15 protein-coding genes and 1 pseudogene are annotated in these 19,474 nt (G+C 72.6%); 8 read left to right on the top strand and 8 right to left on the bottom strand.

All coding sequences use genetic code 11. From position 1 onward, the window contains the following. Positions 1 to 2 precede the first annotated feature (2 nt). From DRB89_RS22645 to DRB89_RS22635, 3 genes are all read left to right on the top strand, one after another. On the top strand, positions 3 to 1,265 hold the full coding sequence (locus DRB89_RS22645; protein ID WP_112449798.1) for a Tm-1-like ATP-binding domain-containing protein: 1,263 nt from the start codon (positions 3 to 5) through the stop codon (positions 1,263 to 1,265). Between the two features lie 138 nt (positions 1,266 to 1,403). Then, positions 1,404 to 2,987: a serine/threonine-protein kinase gene (locus DRB89_RS22640; protein WP_112449797.1), complete on the top strand. Its 1,584-nt coding sequence runs from the start codon at positions 1,404 to 1,406 to the stop codon at positions 2,985 to 2,987. Beyond that, positions 2,984 to 3,772, top strand: coding sequence for a hypothetical protein (locus DRB89_RS22635; protein WP_112449796.1), 789 nt, complete (start codon positions 2,984 to 2,986; stop codon positions 3,770 to 3,772). Before DRB89_RS22640 ends, DRB89_RS22635 begins: the two co-directional genes overlap by 4 nt. Here the strand turns inward: DRB89_RS22635 and DRB89_RS22630 are convergent. From DRB89_RS22630 to DRB89_RS22615, 5 genes and pseudogenes are all read right to left on the bottom strand, one after another. Further along, positions 3,750 to 3,953: pseudogene (locus DRB89_RS22630) on the bottom strand (DUF6191 domain-containing protein); the annotation flags it as partial. The gene DRB89_RS22635 and the pseudogene DRB89_RS22630 sit on opposite strands and share 23 nt — an antisense overlap. Before the next feature lie 66 nt (positions 3,954 to 4,019). Then, complete coding sequence (tnpB, locus tag DRB89_RS22625) at positions 4,020 to 5,396, bottom strand: IS607 family element RNA-guided endonuclease TnpB (protein WP_112449795.1); 1,377 nt, start codon at positions 5,394 to 5,396, stop codon at positions 4,020 to 4,022. A gap of 58 nt (positions 5,397 to 5,454) precedes the next feature. Next, a complete protein-coding gene (locus tag DRB89_RS22620; RefSeq protein WP_112449794.1) occupies positions 5,455 to 6,033 on the bottom strand; it encodes an IS607 family transposase in 579 nt (192 codons plus the stop codon). A 59-nt stretch (positions 6,034 to 6,092) separates the two neighbouring features. Then, on the bottom strand, positions 6,093 to 6,227 hold the full coding sequence (locus tag DRB89_RS46020) for a hypothetical protein (RefSeq protein ID WP_275432099.1): 135 nt from the start codon (positions 6,225 to 6,227) through the stop codon (positions 6,093 to 6,095). 307 nt (positions 6,228 to 6,534) lie between these two features. After that, positions 6,535 to 7,824: a bifunctional GNAT family N-acetyltransferase/ATP-binding protein gene (locus tag DRB89_RS22615; protein WP_112449793.1), complete on the bottom strand. Its 1,290-nt coding sequence runs from the start codon at positions 7,822 to 7,824 to the stop codon at positions 6,535 to 6,537. A gap of 182 nt (positions 7,825 to 8,006) precedes the next feature. Here DRB89_RS22615 and DRB89_RS22610 point away from each other — a divergent pair, with 182 nt between their 5' ends. Further along, the gene (locus tag DRB89_RS22610; RefSeq protein ID WP_112453594.1) at positions 8,007 to 9,497 is read left to right on the top strand and encodes a glycosyltransferase family 39 protein; all 1,491 of its coding nucleotides are present in this window, start codon (positions 8,007 to 8,009) and stop codon (positions 9,495 to 9,497) included. A gap of 63 nt (positions 9,498 to 9,560) precedes the next feature. On the opposite strand, the gene DRB89_RS22605 is transcribed toward DRB89_RS22610, so the two are convergent. After that, positions 9,561 to 10,184 (bottom strand): hypothetical protein, encoded by a 624-nt coding sequence (locus tag DRB89_RS22605; RefSeq protein ID WP_112449792.1) that lies wholly within the window; start codon positions 10,182 to 10,184, stop codon positions 9,561 to 9,563. 150 nt (positions 10,185 to 10,334) lie between these two features. On the opposite strand from DRB89_RS22605, the gene DRB89_RS22600 reads away from it, so the two are divergent. Next, positions 10,335 to 11,108, top strand: coding sequence for a trypsin-like serine protease (locus tag DRB89_RS22600; protein ID WP_112449791.1), 774 nt, complete (start codon positions 10,335 to 10,337; stop codon positions 11,106 to 11,108). 13 nt (positions 11,109 to 11,121) lie between these two features. Here DRB89_RS22600 and DRB89_RS22595 read toward each other — a convergent pair whose 3' ends face one another. Beyond that, on the bottom strand, positions 11,122 to 11,673 hold the full coding sequence (locus DRB89_RS22595) for an NUDIX domain-containing protein (protein ID WP_112449790.1): 552 nt from the start codon (positions 11,671 to 11,673) through the stop codon (positions 11,122 to 11,124). A 9-nt stretch (positions 11,674 to 11,682) separates the two neighbouring features. Continuing rightward, on the bottom strand, positions 11,683 to 13,299 hold the full coding sequence (gene lnt / locus DRB89_RS22590) for an apolipoprotein N-acyltransferase (RefSeq protein ID WP_239516286.1): 1,617 nt from the start codon (positions 13,297 to 13,299) through the stop codon (positions 11,683 to 11,685). A 116-nt stretch (positions 13,300 to 13,415) separates the two neighbouring features. Here lnt and DRB89_RS22585 point away from each other — a divergent pair, with 116 nt between their 5' ends. The 3 genes from DRB89_RS22585 (at position 13,416) to DRB89_RS22575 (ending at position 19,408) form a co-directional block, all read left to right on the top strand. After that, the gene (locus DRB89_RS22585) at positions 13,416 to 14,159 is read left to right on the top strand and encodes a response regulator transcription factor (RefSeq protein WP_112449822.1); all 744 of its coding nucleotides are present in this window, start codon (positions 13,416 to 13,418) and stop codon (positions 14,157 to 14,159) included. Further along, positions 14,156 to 15,250, top strand: a complete 1,095-nt coding sequence (locus DRB89_RS22580) for a HAMP domain-containing sensor histidine kinase (RefSeq protein ID WP_239516285.1) — start codon at positions 14,156 to 14,158, stop codon at positions 15,248 to 15,250. The genes DRB89_RS22585 and DRB89_RS22580 overlap by 4 nt, the downstream gene beginning before the upstream one ends. A 258-nt stretch (positions 15,251 to 15,508) precedes the next feature. After that, positions 15,509 to 19,408, top strand: coding sequence for a multifunctional oxoglutarate decarboxylase/oxoglutarate dehydrogenase thiamine pyrophosphate-binding subunit/dihydrolipoyllysine-residue succinyltransferase subunit (locus DRB89_RS22575; protein WP_112449821.1), 3,900 nt, complete (start codon positions 15,509 to 15,511; stop codon positions 19,406 to 19,408). Positions 19,409 to 19,474: the final 66 nt, after the last annotated feature.

Genomic DNA, 19,474 nt, shown 5'->3' with positions numbered 1-19,474 from the left:
GTATGACGAACGTCGTGCTGGTGGGAACCCTGGACACCAAGGGTGTGGAGTACGGCTGGTTGCGCGAGGGACTGCTGCGCGCCGGCGTCGAAGTGGTCATGGTCGACACAGGAATCATGGACGAGCCCCGTGTGCCCGCCGATGTGCCGCGTGAAGCGGTGGCGCGGGCCGCGGGAACGGAACTGAACGAGCTGCGCACGGCCGCCGACCGCGGCGCCGCCGTGACGGCGATGGCCCGGGGCGCGGAGGCGACCCTCTTACGCCTGCACGCCGAGGGCAGACTGCACGGGGTCCTCGCCATCGGCGGCAGCGGCGGAACCTCCATCGCCACCCGGGCGATGCGCGCGCTGCCGCTGGGCGTCCCGAAGGTGATGGTCTCGTCCATGGCGTCCGGGGACGTGGCCCCGTACGTCGGGTCCGCGGACATCACCATGATGTACAGCGTCGTGGACATCGCGGGGATCAACAGCATCTCCGCACCGGTCCTGGCCAATGCCGTGCAGGCCGTCGCGGGGATGGCCAAGGCCTTCGAAGGCGCCTCCTCGGAGCTGCGGCGCCCGGCCCGGCTGGGCGAGGGCGGCCGGCCGCTGATCGCGGCCAGCATGGCGGGCGTGACCACGATCGGCGTGGACGCGGCCCGGGAGCGGCTGACCGAGCTCGGCTACGAGGTGCTGGTCTTCCACGTCAGCGGCACCGGCGGCCGGACCCTGGAGACCCTGGCCGGCCAGGGGATCTTCGCGGGCGTCCTCGACCTCACGCTCAGCGAGCTCGCCGACGACCTGTGCGGCGGCATACTCAGCGCCGGCCCCGACCGGCTCAGCGCGGCCGGGAGGGCCGGGATTCCGCAGGTGGTGAGCCTGGGAGCGCTGGACATGGTGAAGTTCGGCCCGCTGGAGAGCCTGCCGGAGCGGGTCCGCTACCGCCGCGTCCGCGTCCACAACCCCTCGATCACGGTGATCCGTACGACCGGGGCCGAATGCGCCGAACTCGGCCGCCGGGTCGCCGCCAAACTCCGTGCGGCCACCGGCCCCACGGCCGTCTGCGTCCCACTGCGCGGACTGTCCACCCTCGGTGCGCCGGGCGGACCCTACCATGACCCCGACGCCGACGGGGCGTTGTTCTCGGCATTGCGCGAGGGACTGCGGGGCAGCGCCGCCCGGCTCTACGACTACGACACCCACATCAACGATCCGGACTTCGGGCGGGCGGCCGCCGACCGGCTGCACGCCATGATCGGCGCGGAGGCGGAGGCGGAGGCGGCCTGATCCGGCCGCCACGGCCGCGTTACCCGGCCGAGACCGGTTCGCCGGGAACCGGCCGTGGCCGGAAGGTGTCCCAGTGGGTGGCCGGTCCCCGCGAGGACCGGCCCCGGGGCGCGGTCACGCCACGGCAGGGGGAAGGGTATGAACGGCATGTGGTCGGTTCCCGGTTACTCGGAGGTCCGCGAGCTCGGCTCGGGCGGCAGCGGCCGCGTCGTGCTCGCCGTCCACGACGGCACGGGCACGGCGGTCGCGGTGAAGTACCTGAACGACCGGATGCTCGAGAACCCGGCCTTCGTCCGGGAGTTCCGCGCGGAGGCCCAGCTCCTCGGCGACCTGCGCTCGCCGTACGTCGTCGGGCTGTACGAGTACGTGGAAGCGCCCGGCGGCGCCGCCATCGTGATGGAGCTCGTGGACGGCGTCCCGCTGAACGCCCTCCTCAAGCAGTCCGGTCGGACCGGCCCCGAGGCCGCGCTGGTGCTGCTGAAGGGCTCCCTGCTCGGGCTGGCCGACGCCCACCGGGCCGGCGTGGTCCACCGCGACTACAAGCCGGCGAACGTGCTGGTGGCCGCCGACGGCACCTCCAAGCTGGTCGACTTCGGGATCGCCACCCCGCAGGGCACCACGCCCGGGGCCGCCGGCACGCCCGCGTACATGGCGCCGGAGCAGTGGCAGGGCCGGCCGGCCTCGCCCGCGGCGGACGTGTACGCCGCGACGGCGACCTTCTTCGAATGCCTGACCGGCCGCAAGCCCTTCGACGGGCAGAGCTTCGCCGAGCTCGCGGTCCAGCACGTCGAGGCCCCGGTGCCCGAGTCCGAGGCGCCCGAGCCGGTGCGCCCGCTGATCCGGCGGGGGATGGCGAAGTCCCCGGAGCAGCGGCCCGTGGACGCCGACCGGTTCGTCGCGGAGCTGGAGTCGGTGGCCGTGGCCGCGTACGGGCCCGAGTGGGAGGAGCGCGGACAGCGCAAGCTGGCCGCGCTGGCGGCCCTGCTGCCGCTGCTGTTCCCCTCGGCCGGCGCCCCGGCGCAGGGCACCACCGCGCTGGCCACGACGACCCTGCCGAGTCCCGCGCCGCGCTGGACCCCAGGCCGGCGCGGCCTGGCCGCGGCCGGGGCCACCCTGGTCCTCGGGATCGTGGCCGTGCTCGGCTACCAGGCGGTCGGCGCGGAGCCGGGCGGGGCGAAGGCCCTGAACGCCTTCGCGACGTCGAGCGCGTCGGGCCCGTCCCCGGCCGGCACCTCGTCCCCGGAGCAGTCGGCCTCGCCGAGCCCGAGCACCAGCCCGAGCCCGTCGCCCAGTACGACGCCCTCGCCGTCCGCGTCCGCCACGCCGAGCCACACCGGCCCGGCGTCCCCGACGCCGACGCCCACCAAGTCCCCGACGCCCACACCGACGCCGAGCGTGATCGTCTCCTCGGTGTCCGTCACCCTCAAAACCGCGCCCACGTTCGGTGAAGCGACCGTGAGCCTCGATGTCAAAGGCGGGCCCGTCACCGTGGTCTTCGAGTGGTTCATCGGCAACGCGCCGAACGACCTCGCCGTCGCGGACGGCAGCGAGTCCGTCTCCGCGGGCCCGCCGGCCGCGGTGTCGCAGAGGCACACCTTCACGCGCGGCAGGGGCTGCTACCTGACCGTGCGCGTCTCCACCAAGCCCGCCGCCGCCAAGCAGTACTCGTACGCGACCGCCTCGATCCCGCGCTGCGTGCCGCCGGTGCCGGTGCCCCGATGAGCGACCCCCGCGCCCCGCAGGGCGAAGACGACGAGTACAGCGCCACCGTCCTGGGCAGCCACTGGATCAGCGGCCCGCCCCAGCGCACGGACGAGACCGAACGGCTGGAGGCGCCCGGCGAGCACGCGACCCGGCAGCTCGAGGCGCCCGCCGAGGACGCGACCGAGCGGCTGGCGCCCGCCGAGGGCGCGACGCGGCAGCTGGAGATACCGGCCGCAGGGGACGGAACCCGGCAGCTGGAGATGCCCGTCGGCGACGGGACCCGGCGCGTGCCGGCCGAGGCCGTGCCGGACCGCGTCGAAGGGTCCGTCCTGCGGTTCGGTCCGGGGGTGACGGCCGCCCTCCCGCTGCCGTTCCCGGTGGCCCCGCCACCCCGGCCGCCCCGCCGGCGCGGCGAATGGCGCCGCTACACCCTGGCGGCCGTGATCCTGCTCGCGGTCCTCGCCTACCTTGGCTGGCAGCGCTACGGCCCGGCCCTGGAGGTCCGGGACGTTGCGGTCACCACCGGCCCCGAGGGCCCCGGCTGCGACGCGACCGCCGACGTCGTCGCCGTCGTACGGACCAACGGCCGACCGGGGGTCATCACCTACCGCTGGCTGCGCAGCGACGGGACCCGCTCGGAGCAGCTGACCGAGCGGGTGCCGAGCGGCCGGCACGAGGCCCGGCTGCACCTGCTGTGGACCTTCCAGGGCGCGGGGACCTACCCCGCGAAGGCCGAGCTCCAGCTGGTCTCGCCGGACCGGCGCACGGCCTCGGCGGAGTTCACCTACCGCTGCCGCCCGTAGGCCGTCCCGCCGGGATCCGGATGACGGCGAGGCCGACGTCGAGGTCCACGCGGGAGCGCGGCGGAGCGCCGTCCTCCTCGTCGTCGCGCATGACGAGGGCGCTCTGCCGCTCCTTGAGCTCGTTCTGCTTGCCCGGCGAGAAGCTGGCGTGGAGCTGCTCGAAGCCGGTGGCGGACATCTGCCGTTGCTTTGATCATCAAGTGATCTCAGCAATCCCGGTGTTTCCACCGGAATGGTCCGTAACGGGTCACCAGCAGGCGAGTTGCGCGCCGGTGTCGTGTTGACGGTCTCCCGTTTCCTTCCCGGCCCGGGGGCTGGGGATCGCGCCACCTGCCCGCCCCGTCCCGGCCTTGCGGCGCGGGCGAGTGGCGCGGGTCTTCCGGTCGGCTCCACGGGGCTTCGACTCCGCCTCGACGGCGTTGTCCAGGTCTCCGGCCACTCCGGTACCTGTGGTGCGGGCCGCGAGGGCGACCAGGTTGTGTCCGGCGTTCGCGTCCCGGTCAAGGACGAGGCCGCAGGCGTCGCACTCGAAGACGCGCGTGCTGAGGGGCAGCTTGGTTTTCACCGCACCGCAGCGGGAGCAGGTCTTCGAGGAGGGGAACCAGCGGTCGGCGACGACGAGACGCGTGCCGTGCCGACGGGTCTTGTAGGTGAGCCGGCGTCGGATCTCGCCGAACGCGGCATCCGCGATCCGGCGGGACAGGCGCCGGTTGCGGCCCATTCCGGCGACGTTGAGGTCTTCGACGACGATCGTGCCGTACTCGCAGGCGAGACGGGTCGTCATCTTGTGGAGGGTGTCCTCGCGGAGGTTCGCGACCCGGTGATGGATCACGTTCCGAGCCCGGTTGGCCTTCTCCCAGCGCTTCGACGACTGCTGCCCGGTGTGCCGGTCGGGGCCGCGCCGGCGGGAGACGATCCGGCTGGCGCGGCGCAGCTGTTTCTGTGCGCGGTCGAGGTGGCGTGGGTTGGGTTCCTCGCTGAGGACACCATCGCTGTCCGCGAGGACGGCCAGCGTTTTGATGCCGAGGTCGATACCGACCGCCGCGTCCGGACGGGCCACTTTCACCAGCTGGTGCTTCTGCTCGACCTGGAGGGACACGAACCAGCGGCCCCGGTCCAGGCATGCGGTCGCGGAGAGGATCCGCATGTTTCCCTCGTCGATGAGGGCTCGCAGGTCAGCTCGGTTCTCGTGGAGGCGGACGGCGGCGATCCTGGGCAGGGTGATGTGCCTGCCGTCAGGCTCGATACGGATCGTGCCCGTGGTGAACCGGCAGGTCAGGCGCGCTTTCCCCTTCAACTTCAAGCGGGGGATACCCATCTTCGGGCCCTTGCGCTTCCCGCTCTTCGACTTCGTGTAGTTGCCGAACGCCGCCGACGCGTTGGCCAGGCCCGTGTTGTACGCCTCTTTGGAATTTTCCTCCCACCAGTCGGCGAAGCGCGGGTTGGTGCACTTGTCCTCGTTGAACGCCTTCCGCAGCGAGGGCAGCGACCACGACCGCCACGGAGTCAGCTCGTCCTCGGGGATGCCGTACGACTGCTCGGCCTTGCGCTGCCACCACACAGCGGTGACGTACGCGACCCCCCAGTTGTACGCGGCCCGCGCCCCACCTCCGTGCGAGTGCAGGTGGCGAGCGCGAGCTTGTGCGCGAGGACGGTGAAGCCCGGCCGTGGCTTGAACTTCTTCATCCGGCCACCTCCGGGCCTGTGGCGACGGCGACGGCCCGGGCGGCGCGATTGTTCGCGGAGCGCCGGCCGTACAGACGTGCGCACATCGAGGTCAAAACCTCGGTCATGTCCCGTACGAGGTCGTCGGCGGTCTCCGCCGGGTCAAGGACGACCAGACGCCGCCCCGAGGCCGAGAGGACAGCTTCCAGGTGCTCGACGCCGAACCGGGCGAGGCGGTCGCGATGCTCGACCACGATCGTCCCCACACCCGGGTCGGCGAGCAGCCGGTGCAACTTGCGGCGGCGCCCGTTCAAGCCGGAACCGACCTCCGTCACCACGTCAGTGACCGCGAGACCCTGGGACGTTGCGCCCTGAACGGTCCGGGCGACCTGGCGCTCCAGGTCCGCCTTCTGATCAACGGACGAGACACGGCAGTACGCCACGACCCGCCCGGCGGCCTGCGGGGCGGGCCCGGTCACGAGCCATGTACCCGACGGCGTCTGGACGACCGGGACCGGCATACGGCCCTCTTTCGCCCAGGTCCACGCGGTCTGGTAGTGCACGCCGTTGCGCGCCGCCCACTCGGAAAGCTTCACGACATCAGGATGTTCACTGATGATGCCGGATATCCACCGAAAGAAATGGGAACTGTTGTTCACCCCTTGCGGCCGTTCCAGCGCCAGGGGAGCACGCCCGCGCGCCCCGCGCGTTCCAGCGCCAGGTCGAGGAAGGCCATGGCGGTGAGCAGCAGCGCCAGCCCCGGCAGGGTCATGAAGACGATGAAGGCCATGGCCCGAGCCTAAGCGGTGTCCTGCCCCGGGCCCAGGTCGTCCTTTCGGCCCACTGCCGCGGCCCCGGGTCCGGTCCTTCCGGCCGGGGGATCGGGGCCGTGCGGCCGAGGCGCGCGCACCCCCGCGCTGGTTGACTCGAAGGTGTTGACGAAGGCGCTCAGGACGCCTTCACGGCACCCTTGCCGCCACGTTCCAGCCGGCGATACACCCCAAACGGAACGTGGCTGTCCCGCACGGCTGCCAAGTCCGCGCGGGAGGCCCGCAGTCCCTTTGGGGAGTGGCTGCGGGCCACCTTGCCGTCCGGCCTCAGAACCTCGCGTGGGCCGTGATGTCCGCCGCGAACTCCCCCGTCATCGCCGGGGTCACCGTCGGCCGGCACTGCGCCACGGCCGCCAGGTAGTCCTCCGTGCTCGCGCCGAGCTGCGCCGCCGTCGCGCCCCGCGCGCCCACCGCCTCCAGGTCCCGCTCGAAGGACACCTGCGCCGCGATCCGCGCCGCGTGCTCGATGTCGGCCGGGGTGAACAGCTCGGTCGCCGCCACCAGGGCCGCCACGTCCACGTCGGGGCGGCCCGCCGTGTAGCGGGACCAGATGGCGGCGCGGGCCCCCGCGTCCGGGGTGCCGATCGGGATCAGGTAGTCGAAGCGTCCGGGCCGCAGGAAAGCCGGGTCGAGCGAGCGGATGGAGTTGGTCGCGCAGACCAGCAGCCGCTCGTCGCCCTCCCGGAAGCCCGGTATCAGCTTGAGCAGCTCGTTGGTCACCCCGTGGATCCCGCCGGGCTGCGCGGGCTCGGTGCGCACGGGCGCGATCTCCTCGACCTCGTCGATGAAGACGAGGACCCGCTCCAGCTCGGCGATCCGCGCGAAGGCGTCGCGCAGCGCGGCCGCGAGGTTGCCCTCGTCGGCCAGCCGGGAGGGCAGCAGTTCCACGAACGGCCAGCCGAGCCGGGAGGCGATGGCCCGGGCGAAGGTGGTCTTGCCGGTGCCGGGCGGGCCGAAGAGGGTGATGGCGCGCGGCGGCCGGACCCCGTGCGAGGCGGCCCGCTCCGGTTCGGCGAGCGGCAGCACCACGCGCCGCTCGATGAGGTCCTTCTCCTTCTCCATGCCGGCGACCTTGGCCCACAGGTCGCCCTGCAGGAAGCGGCCGCCGAGGTCGTCGAGGAGGCCGGCGGCCGGGCCGTGCAGCGGCTCGGTCTTCTCGAAGTAGGCGACGGCGGGCTGCCGGGTGTAGCCCGCGTTCAGCAGGCCCTCGCCGAGCATGTCCTCCTCCGGCAGGACGTAGGCGATGCGGCCGACGCGGGCGGCGATGAGCCGCCGCTCCAGCTCCACGAGCAGGGCGCTGGCCAGGCCCCGGCCGCGCCAGCCGGCGGCGATGGCGATGCGCATGACCCACGCGCGCTCACCGGTGACGCAGGCGAGGGCGGCGCCGATCGGGACGCCCTGGTGGACGGCGACCACGCAGGGCTGCCGGTCGGTCAGGGCGCTGATGCACTCGGCGAGTGAGAAGACCGACTCCTGGCCGAGTTCGGCCGTGGTGTCGATCAGGTGGACAACGGCCGCGAGATCGCTCTCGCGGTAGTCGTGGATCAGCCAGTTCACCGGGTACCGCCCCTCGTTCGTGCTCCTGCGTGCCTGCCGCGCACCTTCTGCCGCGAGGCTAGGGGCGGGCGGGCCCCGCGCTCACGCTCCGTCGTGCACAACACCCGGTCCGGAAACCGTCCGTGTCGTCCATAGACTGGTGGTTTCCGCCCGAACTGTTGACCGAGGACCCCTACGCCTTCATGACATCCCACATATCCACCGCCCCGCGCCCGTACCTGGCGTGGCTGGTTCCGGTCTTCTGGACGCTGGCGCTCGGACTGTGGGGGCTCTCCCGGCAGGACAGCGTGTGGCGGGACGAGGCGGCGACCTGGCAGGTGGCGGCGCGCTCCCCCGGCGAGATCTGGCACATGCTCGGCACCGTGGACGCCGTCCACGGCCTGTACTACCTGCTGATGCACTTCCTCTTCGAGGCCTTCGGGGCGAGTACGACGACCCTGCGCCTCCCCTCCGTGCTGGCGGTGGCGGTGGCCGCAGCGTGCGTGGCGCTGATCGGGCGCCGGCTGGCCGGCCCGTGGGCGGGAGCGGCCGGCGGGCTGGCCCTCGGGCTGCTGCCCGCCGTGCAGTTCCAGCTCCAGGAGGGCCGCCCGTACGCGCTGGTCGCGGGCGGCGCCGGGGTCTCGACCCTGCTGCTGGTCTCGCTGCTCGCACCCGCACCCGGCGCCGGGGCCGGGGCCGGGCGGCGGAGCTGGCCGCGCTGGACGGCGTACGGGGGCGTCGTGCTGGTCTGCGCGCTGCTGAACTGGTTCTCGCTGCTGATCCTTCCCGCGCACGCGGTGACCCTGTGGTGGGTGCGGGCCGGGCGCGGCGTCCCGGCGCGCTGGCTGGCCGCCTCGGCGGCGGCCGTGGCGGGGGCACTGCCGCTGATCCTGTTCAGCCGGACCCAGTCCGGGCAGGTCTCGTGGATTCCGCCGCTGACCTGGCACATGCTGATCGGCCCGGCGGTCCTGCTGGCGGTCGGCGCGCTGGGGGCGTGGGCGGACCGGTGGAACGGGCCGCGCACCGGCCGGCGCCGGCGGCTGTCGGCGGCATCGGTCGGGCTGCCGCTGCTGGCCGTGCCGCTGCTGGGGCTGGCCGCCGCCTCGCTGGTCCAGCCGCTGTTCCTGGACCGGTACGTGCTGTTCGCCATGCTGGGCCTGGCCCTGCTGATCGGCGCGGGGCTCGGTGCGGCCGTACGGGCCCTCGCGCCGCGGTGTCCGAAGGCGTCGGCCGCGCTCGTACCGGCCGTGGTCGGGGTCGCGGCGCTGGCGATGCTGCCGGTGGCGCTGGCCGACCGGTCCCCGGCCAGCCGGGTGGACGACGTACGGGCGGCGGCCGGGGAGGTGTCCCGGCTGAAGCGGGACGGCGACGGGGTGCTCTTCGTCCCGGCGGCCCGGCGGGACACCGCGCTGGTCTCGCCCGGGGCGTTCGCGGGGCTGACGGACGTCGCGCTGGCGCGCGGCCCGGTGGAATCGGGCACCCTCAAGGGCGAGGAGGCCGGCCCTGACCGGATCCGGGCGGCGCTGGGCGGGCGGCGCCGGATACTGCTGGTGACGGACGCGGCGAAGGCGGCGAGGCCCCCGGGCTCCGCGGCGGACAGGATGAAGGCCGCCGTCCTGGCGGCGGACTTCACCGTGGTCGAGGACGTGCAGCTCAGGGGCCGCCGGGTGACGGTGTACGAACGCCGCCCCTGATCCCGCCGGGCGCGGGCGCGGGCGCGGGACACCGAGGACGGCCCGCGGGCGCGGGCAGGGGCCTCAGTTGTCGAACCACACGGTGAGCCGGACCCGTTCGTCGCCGTACAGCCCGGCGAGGGTTTCCATCACCGTCCAGAGCGGCTTCCATTCCCCGTCGGGTGCGACGGCGTCGCGCCGGGTGATCCGCCCGATCCGGTAGAGGCGGTCATCGCCGTCAGGCCATTCGGTGCCCTCCGGCAAGTCGTGCGCCTCGTACCGGAACAGCCTGCCGGGGTCGCGGACGGTGGACAGGCCCGCCACCTCGGCGATCCGCGGGTCCCAGCCCGTCTTGCCGGTCATCACCCAGCCTTCGTCGGTGCGGCGGTACTCGTGGATGCGGGCGTCGACCCGCTCCGCCGGCTCCGACCAGTCGACCCGCTTGAGCTCGGCCCAGCTGATCCAGGTGGGGCTGTGCCCGTCGACGCCCCAGTCCGCGAACTGCGCGCGCACCACGTCCGAGACGTCCTTCGGCAGCCCCCTGTCCTCGGCGAGCGGCCGGAAGCCGGCGAAGTTGCGCATGCCGAAGAGGCAGCCGAAGGCGTCGTACGACCGCCCGTGGTGGAGCAGCTCGATGTCGACGGCCGCCACCCACGGCTCGTCGTCCTCGACCACGCACTCCACGAATCCATGTATGTCTGTTCCCATGGGCCGTGATTCTCCGTGCGGTCCGGCTCTGACACCAAGGGGATTTCGCGCTCCACGGCGGACCCCCGAGGGACCCCCGGCGGCGACTTCACAGCCGATTCACATGAATTACCCGACTCCGGCCACAGGTTCGCCGACGAGGCTCTGGGCATGATCCAGCGCCTTCCCCACCGACCGGACCGCCGCCCCCGCGCCCGTGGCCGGCGCGCGTCCCGGATCCTGCTCGCCCTGGCCGCGATGACCGCGCTGCTCAGCGTCGACGTGCCCGACGCGCTCGCGAAGCCGCCGCTCGGCGTCACCGCGACGGCCGCGGCCGACGCGACGGCCCAGCGCGTCGGCGCGCTCTTCGCGGGCGGCCTCGGCGGTGGGCACTTCTGCACGGCCTCCGTGGTGCGCAGCGAGGACCGCGACGTGATCGCCACCGCGGCGCACTGTCTGGGGGCCCTGGACGACACCTACTTCGCCCCCGGCTACCGGGACGGCGAGGCACCGTACGGCCTGTGGAAGTTGACGGACATGTACGTGGCGCCGGACTGGACGGACGGCCGGAACCCGGACCACGACATCGCCTTCGCCACGCTGGCCCCGCTGGACGGCCGGCAGGTCGAGGACGTGGTCGGCGGCTTCCCGGTGGCGGCGGAGCAGCCCGCCGACGCCACGGTCTCGATCGTGGGCTATCCGAGTTCGGACGAGTCCCCGCTGTACTGCGCCAACGGCACGACGCTGCTCTCCGCGACCCAGCGCCGCATCGACTGCCCCGAGCTCAGCGGCGGCACCAGCGGCAGTCCCTGGCTCGTCGACGGCGCCCTCGCGGGGGTCCTCGGCGGCCACGAGGGCGGCGGGACCGTCCCGGAGGTCTCGTACAGCGCGGTCATGGGCGACCAGGCGGTGGAGCTCTACCGGGAGGCGGCCGACAACGGCTGAGGCGCCGTACGCCCTACGCGCCCCGCGTGCTCTGCGTGCTCTGCGTGCTCTGCGTGCCGGGAGTCGCGGACGCGGCGGCCGTGGCGGACGTGGCGGGGGCCTCGAACCAGGTCGGCTCGTCCCGCAGGGCCCGGCGGATCCGGTCGACGGCGAAGGACTCCAGCGGCTCCGGCAGCGCGTCCGGCTCGAACCAGGCCACCTCCAGCGACTCGTTGTCGTTGACGCGCGCCCGCCCGCCCGTGGCCCGGCAGCGGAAGGTGATGTCCTGGAACTGGCAGACGTCGCCGTTGGGGTACGTCATCGGCGGGAGCATCTCCACCAGCACCACCCGCTCCGGTACGCACCGCACCGCCGTCTCCTCGTACACCTCGCGCACCGCCGTGTCGGCGGGCTGCTCCCCCGGCTCGGCGATCCCGCCGATCACCGACCAGCGCCCGGTGTCGGCGCGCCGCCCGAGCAGCACCCGCCCCAGGTCGTCGACGACGATGGCGGTCACCCCGGGCAGCAGGAGCAGCTGGTGCCCGGCGGTGGCGCGCAGGGTGCGGATGAAGTCGGGTGTGGTCATCCCCCGACCTTACGAGTCCTTCGCGAAGCGGCGGGCGAACGACCAGCCGAGGCCGGCCGCGGCGACGGCCAGCAGGACGTACTCGGCGAGCGGGCCGTAGCGGGTGGCGGGGGTCTCGGTGGAGCGCAGCGGGATCTCCGCGACCAGGGCGTCGGCGGTGAACATCTTCGTCTGCTGCACGATCGCACCGTCGGGGCGGATGACGGCGCTGACCCCGCTGGTGACGGGGACCAGGACGGTGCGGCTGTGCTCGACGGCGCGGACCCGGTCCATGGCCAGCTGCTGGTAGGTCATCTCGGTGCGGCCGAAGGTGGCGTTGTTGCTGGGCACCGCGATGACCTGGGCGCCGGCCTGGACGGTGGAGCGGACGGCGTCGTCGAAGGCGGCTTCGTAGCAGGTGACCATGCCGACTCCGCTGCCCGCCATGTCGAAGACGCCGGGCTCCTCGCCGGGGCCGAAGTCGCGGCGCACCCGGTCGACGTCGGAGCTGAAGAGGCGGACGAAGGACCGCATCGGGATGCGCTCGCCGAAGGGCTGGATCTTGCGCTTGTCGTAGGTGTCGGTGGGGCCCTTGACCGGGTCCCACAGGATCATCGTGTTGCGCAGCGGTCCGGTCTCGGGGGCCAGTACGGAGCCGATGGCGACGGGCACCCCGATGGCCTTGACCGCGTTGTCGATGACGGCGTAGGCGTCGGCCTCGGCGTACGGGTCGATGTCGGAGGAGTTCTCCGGCCAGACGACGAAGTCCGGCTTGGGCACCCGGCCGGCCTTGACGTCCTCGGCGAGCTGGATGGTGCGGTTGGCGTGGTTGTCGAGGACCTGGCGGCGCTGGGCGTTGAAGTCGAAGCCGGCGCGCGGGACGTTGCCCTGGATGACGGCGGCGATCACGGTGCCGTCCTCTGCCGTGTCGGAGACCAGGGGCCGGGCCGCGAGGGCGCCGGCGAGCGGGGCGGCCACGGCGGTGGCGGCGAGCAGCGCGGCGGTGGCCCGGCGGGTGTCGGCGCCGACGCGCACCACCTCGTAGAGGCCGAATCCGCACAGGGCCACGGCGAAGGAGAGCAGCGGGGTGCCGCCGAACGCCACGAGCGGCAGGAAGACCCCGTCGGGCTGTCCGTAGGCGAGCTTGCCCCAGGAGAAGCCGCCGAAGGGGGCCCGGGCGCGCAGGGCCTCGCCGGCGATCCAGACGGCGGCGCCCCACAGCGGCCAGGCGGGGAGCCGGGTGACGAGGGCGATGCCGAGGGTGGTCAGGCCGAGGAGGAGGGATTCGAGGGTGACGAGGGCCAGCCACGGGACCGGGCCGACGCCCTCACCGGTCCAGACGAGCAGCGGCAGCAGGAAGGCGAGGCCGTGCAGGAGGCCGAGGCCGAACCCGGCCCGTGCGCGGCGCCCGTACAGGCACCAGCACCGTACGGGCCCCCTGCCCCTGGGGCCGGCACGTCCGGGCGGGAAGTTGCCCGGTGCACTGCCTTGCGGGCCGTGCCGGGTGGACTCCGTCCGGGGGGACCCCCGGTTCCCCCGTTCCCAGGGCTCCGCCCCGACCCGGCGAGCCCGGGTTGCGCCCGAGGCCCCCGGGGCGGAGCCCCCGGCGGCGGCGCCGCACCTCGCCGCAGTGGCACGGCACGGCATCACAATCCGGCCCCGCCGGCGTCGGGCGGGATCCCGCCCGGCGAACCCGTCATAGCCGGAGGCCAGCCGCTCCTCTACGCTGCACCCCTACCACGCGGGATCTTCAGGGGCGGGACATGGAACAGACGCACACCACCACCCACAACGGCGCCGCGGCCACCCCCGGCGCGCAGCGCCGGGTGCTCGTCGTCGAGGACGACCACACCATCGCCGAGGCGATCGCGGCCCGGCTGCGCGCCGAGGGCTTCCAGGTGCAGACGGCCGCCGACGGCCCGGCCGCGGTGACGGCGGCCGAGAGCTGGCTGCCGGAGCTGCTGGTCCTGGACGTCATGCTGCCCGGCTTCGACGGCCTGGAGGTGTGCCGCCGGGTCCAGGCCCAGCGGCCCGTCCCGGTGCTGATGCTCACCGCCCGGGACGACGAGACCGACATGCTCGTCGGCCTCGGGGTCGGCGCCGACGACTACATGACGAAGCCCTTCTCGATGCGCGAGCTGGCCGCGCGGGTCCACGTGCTCCTGCGCCGGGTGGAGCGGGCCAACGTGGCCGCGCACGCCCCGCGCGGGGCCACGCTGCGCCTGGGCGATCTGGAGATCGACCACGCGCAGCGGCGGGTGCGGGTGCACACCGAGGACGTGCACCTGACGCCGACCGAGTTCGACCTGCTGGTGTGCCTGGCCGGGACGCCCCGGGCGGTGCTCTCGCGGGAGCAGCTCCTCGCCGAGGTGTGGGACTGGGCCGACGCGTCCGGGACCCGTACGGTCGACAGCCACATCAAGGCCCTGCGCCGGAAGATCGGCGCCGAGCGGATCCGTACGGTCCACGGCGTCGGGTACGCCCTGGAGACCCCGGCGCAGCCGTGAGCGGGCACCGGCCGCCGGGGCAGCGGCCTCCCGGGGGGCTGCGGCCCTTCTCGCCGTTCTCGATCAAGACCAAGCTGGGCACGCTCGTCGTCGTGTCGGTCTTCATCACCACGGGCCTGCTGATGGTGGCGGTGCGCACGAGCACCGAGGTGCGCTTCATCACGGTGTTCTCGGTGATCGCCTCGATGCTCATCACGCAGTTCGTCGCGCACGGCCTGACCGCGCCGCTGGACGACATGACGACGGTGGCACGGGCGATATCGCACGGGGACTACACGCGCCGGGTGCGCGGGGCGGGCCGCCGCGACGAGCTGGGCGACCTGGCCTCCACCATCAATCTGATGGCGGACGACCTGGAGGCGGTGGACCGGCACCGCAAGGAGCTCGTCGCGAACGTCTCGCACGAGCTGCGCACCCCGATCGCGGCCCTGCGCGCGGTGCTGGAGAACGTGGTGGACGGGGTCTCGGCCGCCGATCCGGAGACCATGCGGACGGCGCTGAAGCAGACCGAGCGGCTCGGGCGGCTGGTGGAGACCCTGCTGGACCTGTCCCGCGTCGACAACGGTGTGGTGCCGCTGCGGGCCCGCCGCTTCGAGGTGTGGCCGTACCTGTCGGGGGTGCTGAAGGAGTCGGGTCTGGCGGCTTCCGGCCGGCCGGGGCTGTCCTCGGGCTCGGGCGGGCACACCCGCAACGACGTCCACCTCCACCTGGACGTGTTCCCGCCGGAGCTGACGGCGTACGCGGACGCCGAGCGGCTGCACCAGGTCGTGGCGAACCTGATCGACAACGCGGTCAAGCACAGTCCGCCGCACGGCCGGGTCACCGTCCGGGCGCGGACGGGCGACGCGCCCGGGAGCCTGGCGCTGGAGGTGCGGGACGAAGGGCCCGGGATCCCCGAGGAGGAGCGCCACCGGGTCTTCGAGCGGTTCAACCGGGGCAGCGCGAGGGGCGGCGACGGCGGGACCGGTCTGGGCCTGGCCATCGCCAGATGGGCGGTCGGGCTGCACGGCGGGCACATCGGGGTGGCCGAATCGGCACGGGGGTGCCGCATCCTCGTCACGCTTCCGGGCAGCTCGCAGGCGCCGGGTTGACGTAGGGTTCGAGTGGGAAGGACATGATCTCGGCCACACGCGCCGGGGTCCGTCAGGGGTGCGAAGCCAAGGGGGCCGCAACCGCGGTGCCTCCTGCCCGAACCGGGCTTGTTTCCCGCCATTCCAGGTGGTGAAACCCGCCGTTCGATGTGACGTACGCGACGGAAGTCCCGCCCGGTCTGCATCTCACGGTCTGGGAGGCGTAGCCTTTATTCCCGCTGTCCATACCTTGTGAAGCGGAAGAGGGCGGTTGCCGCCGTGTCGCCACAGTCCCCCAGTAACTCGAGCACCACGACCGAAGCAGGAGGGAGCGGGAAGAACCCCGCCCCAGGCTTCGGTGCCAATGAGTGGCTCGTCGACGAGATTTATCAGCAGTACCTCCAGGACCCGAACTCGGTCGACCGGGCCTGGTGGGACTTTTTCGCCGACTACAAGCCGGGGGGCGCTGTCGCTCCGGTGAAGGCGGACGATCCCACGGAGAAGCCGACTCCTCCCCCCGCCGCGACGACGACGGACGGCGCCTCCGCACAGGCCGCCGCCTCCGTCACCGCCGCGACTCCGCAGGCTTCCGACGCCGCCGCCGCGACCACGACACCTGTGCCAGCTCCTGCCCCTGTACCTGCCACCCCCTCTGGTGCCCCTGCTGTGACTGTCACCTCCCAGGCCCCGGCCGCCGCACCGGCCGCTCCTGCCACTCCTGCCACTCCTGCCACTCCTGCTCCGGCTCCCGCCGCCGCGCCCACCACTGGGGCCCCCACGGGCCCCGAACTGGTGACGCTCCGCGGCCCGGCGGCTGCCGTGGTCAAGAACATGAACGCCTCGCTGGAAGTGCCGACGGCCACGTCCGTCCGCGCCGTCCCGGTGAAGCTGCTGTTCGACAACCGCATCGTCATCAACAACCACCTCAAGCGCGCCCGCGGTGGGAAGATCTCGTTCACCCACCTCATCGGCTACGCGATGGTGCAGGCCATCAAGGCCATGCCGTCGATGAACTACTCCTTCGCGGAGAAGGACGGCAAGCCGACCCTGGTCAAGCCGGAGCACATCAACTTCGGTCTCGCGATCGACCTGGTGAAGCCCAACGGCGACCGCCAGCTCGTCGTCGCCGGCATCAAGAAGGCCGAGACCCTCAACTTCTTCGAGTTCTGGCAGGCGTACGAGGACATCGTCCGCCGCGCCCGCGTCGGCAAGCTGACGATGGACGACTTCACCGGGGTGACGGTCTCCCTCACCAACCCCGGCGGCCTGGGCACCGTCCACTCCGTGCCCCGCCTGATGCCCGGACAGTCGGTCATCATGGGCGTCGGCTCGATGGACTACCCCGCGGAGTTCCAGGGCACCTCGCAGGACACCCTGAACAAGCTGGGCATCTCCAAGGTCATGACCCTGACCTCGACGTACGACCACCGGACCATCCAGGGCGCGGCCTCCGGCGAGTTCCTGCGCGTCGTGGCGAACATGCTGCTCGGCGAGAGCGGCTTCTACGACGACGTCTTCGAGGCGCTGCGCATCCCGTACGAGCCGGTCCGCTGGCTCCGGGACATCGACGCCTCGCACGACGACGACGTCACGAAGGCCGCCCGCGTCTTCGAGCTGATCCACTCCTACCGGGTCCGCGGCCACGTCATGGCCGACACCGACCCGCTGGAGTACAAGCAGCGCAAGCACCCCGACCTCGACATCACCGAGCACGGCCTCACCCTGTGGGACCTGGAGCGCGAGTTCGCGGTCGGCGGCTTCTCCGGCAAGTCGATGATGAAGCTCCGCGACATCCTCGGCGTGCTGCGCGACTCGTACTGCCGCACCACCGGCGTCGAGTTCATGCACATCCAGGACCCGAAGCAGCGCCGCTGGATCCAGGACCGCATCGAGCGCCCGCACTCCAAGCCGGAGCGCGAGGAGCAGCTGCGGATCCTGCGCCGGCTGAACGCCGCGGAGGCCTTCGAGACCTTCCTGCAGACGAAGTACGTCGGCCAGAAGCGCTTCTCGCTGGAGGGCGGCGAGTCCGTCATCCCGCTGCTCGACGCCGTCATCGACTCGGCCGCCGAGGCCCGCCTCGAAGAGGTCGCGATCGGCATGGCCCACCGCGGCCGGCTGAACGTGCTCGCCAACATCGTCGGCAAGTCGTACGCGCAGATCTTCCGCGAGTTCGAGGGCAACCTCGACCCGAAGTCCATGCACGGCTCCGGCGACGTCAAGTACCACCTGGGCGCCAACGGCACCTTCACGGGCCTGGACGGGGAGCAGATCAAGGTCTCGCTCGTCGCGAACCCCTCGCACCTGGAGGCGGTGGACCCGGTCCTGGAGGGCGTCGTCCGCGCCAAGCAGGACATCATCAACAAGGGCGGCACGGACTTCACGGTCCTGCCCGTCGCCCTGCACGGCGACGCGGCCTTCGCGGGCCAGGGTGTGGTCGCCGAGACGCTGAACATGTCGCAGCTGCGCGGCTACCGCACCGGCGGCACCGTGCACGTGGTCATCAACAACCAGGTCGGCTTCACCGCCGCCCCGGAGTCCTCGCGTTCCTCGATGTACGCGACCGACGTGGCCCGCATGATCGAGGCGCCGATCTTCCACGTGAACGGCGACGACCCGGAGGCCGTGGTCCGCATCGCGCGGCTCGCCTTCGAGTTCCGTCAGGCGTTCAACAAGGACGTGGTCATCGACCTCATCTGCTACCGCCGCCGCGGGCACAACGAGTCCGACAACCCGGCGTTCACGCAGCCGCTGATGTACGACCTGATCGACAAGAAGCGCTCGGTGCGCAAGCTGTACACCGAGTCCCTCATCGGTCGCGGCGACATCACCCTGGAAGAGGCCGAGCAGGCGCTCCAGGACTTCCAGGGCCAGCTGGAGAAGGTCTTCGCGGAGGTCCGCGAGGCCGCCACGCAGCCCGCGGCCATCCCGCCGATCCCGGCCCCGCAGGCCGACTTCCCGGTGGCGATGAACACGGCGATCTCCCAGGAGGTCGTCAAGCGCATCGCCGAGGCCCAGGTCAACATCCCCGACACGGTCACCGTCCACCCGCGCCTGCTGCCGCAGCTGCAGCGCCGCGCCGCGATGATCGACGACGGCACCATCGACTGGGGCATGGGCGAGACCCTCGCCTTCGGCTCGCTGCTGATGGAGGGCACCCCGGTCCGGCTGTCCGGCCAGGACTCCCGCCGCGGCACGTTCGGCCAGCGCCACGCGGTCCTCATCGACCGGGAGACCGGCGAGGACTACACCCCGCTGCTCTACCTGTCGGACGACCAGGCCCGCTACAACGTCTACGACTCGCTGCTCTCGGAGTACGCGGCGATGGGCTTCGAGTACGGCTACTCGCTGGCCCGCCCGGACGCGCTGGTCCTCTGGGAGGCGCAGTTCGGCGACTTCGTCAACGGCGCGCAGACCGTCGTCGACGAGTTCATCTCCTCGGCCGAGCAGAAGTGGGGCCAGACGTCCGGCGTCACGCTCCTCCTGCCGCACGGCTACGAGGGCCAGGGCCCGGACCACTCCTCCGCGCGCCCCGAGCGCTTCCTGCAGATGTGCGCGCAGGACAACATGACGGTGGCCATGCCCACGCTCCCGTCGAACTACTTCCACCTGCTGCGCTGGCAGGTCCACAACCCGCACCACAAGCCGCTCATCGTCTTCACCCCGAAGTCGATGCTGCGCCTGAAGGCCGCGGCGTCGAAGGCGGAGGAGTTCACGACCGGTTCCTTCCGTCCGGTCATCGGCGACACGCGCGTCTCCTCCGGAGCCGGTGACCCGAACGAGATCCGCAAGGTCGTCTTCTGCGCGGGCAAGGTCTACTACGACCTCGAGGCCGAGCGGGAGAAGCGCGGTACCACCGACGCTGCGGCTCGCGAAACGGCGATTATCCGCATCGAGCGGCTGTACCCGCTGCCGGGCGCGGAACTCCAGGCGGAGATCGCCAAGTTCCCGAACGCGGCGAAGTACATCTGGGCCCAGGAGGAGCCGGCGAACCAGGGTGCGTGGCCGTTCATCGCGCTGAACCTGATCGACCACCTCGACCTGGCGGTCGGCGCGGACATCCCGGCCGGCGAGCGCCTGCGCCGCATCTCCCGCCCGCACGGCTCCTCGCCGGCGGTCGGTTCGGCCAAGCGCCACCAGGCGGAGCAGCAGCTCCTCATGAACGAGGTCTTCGAGGCGTAGCCGCCGCGCTCGGCCCGAAGAGCGGAAGGCCCGGACCCCATGGGGGTCCGGGCCTTCCGGCCGTCT

The sequence above is a fragment of the Streptomyces sp. ICC4 genome (genome assembly GCF_003287915.1).
In the GTDB taxonomy this organism is placed as follows: Bacteria; Actinomycetota; Actinomycetes; order Streptomycetales; family Streptomycetaceae; genus Streptomyces; species Streptomyces tritrimontium.
The sequence above is the reverse complement of the archived record's forward strand: the minus strand, read 5'-3'. Positions and strand labels throughout refer to the sequence as shown.

Bases quoted from the DNA above. Each gene is read 5' to 3' on its own strand.
- DRB89_RS22610 (WP_112453594.1), top strand. From the start codon at position 8,007: ATGACATCCCACATATCCACCGCCCCGCGCCCGTACCTGGCGTGGCTG.
- DRB89_RS46020 (WP_275432099.1), bottom strand. From the start codon at position 6,227: ATGGCCTTCATCGTCTTCATGACCCTGCCGGGGCTGGCGCTGCTGCTC.
- DRB89_RS22640 (WP_112449797.1), top strand. From the start codon at position 1,404: ATGAACGGCATGTGGTCGGTTCCCGGTTACTCGGAGGTCCGCGAGCTC.
- DRB89_RS22585 (WP_112449822.1), top strand. From the start codon at position 13,416: ATGGAACAGACGCACACCACCACCCACAACGGCGCCGCGGCCACCCCC.
- lnt (WP_239516286.1), bottom strand. From the start codon at position 13,299: ATGCCGTGCCGTGCCACTGCGGCGAGGTGCGGCGCCGCCGCCGGGGGC.
- DRB89_RS22635 (WP_112449796.1), top strand. From the start codon at position 2,984: ATGAGCGACCCCCGCGCCCCGCAGGGCGAAGACGACGAGTACAGCGCC.
- DRB89_RS22605 (WP_112449792.1), bottom strand. From the start codon at position 10,184: ATGGGAACAGACATACATGGATTCGTGGAGTGCGTGGTCGAGGACGAC.
- DRB89_RS22645 (WP_112449798.1), top strand. From the start codon at position 3: ATGACGAACGTCGTGCTGGTGGGAACCCTGGACACCAAGGGTGTGGAG.
- DRB89_RS22595 (WP_112449790.1), bottom strand. From the start codon at position 11,673: ATGACCACACCCGACTTCATCCGCACCCTGCGCGCCACCGCCGGGCAC.
- DRB89_RS22600 (WP_112449791.1), top strand. From the start codon at position 10,335: ATGATCCAGCGCCTTCCCCACCGACCGGACCGCCGCCCCCGCGCCCGT.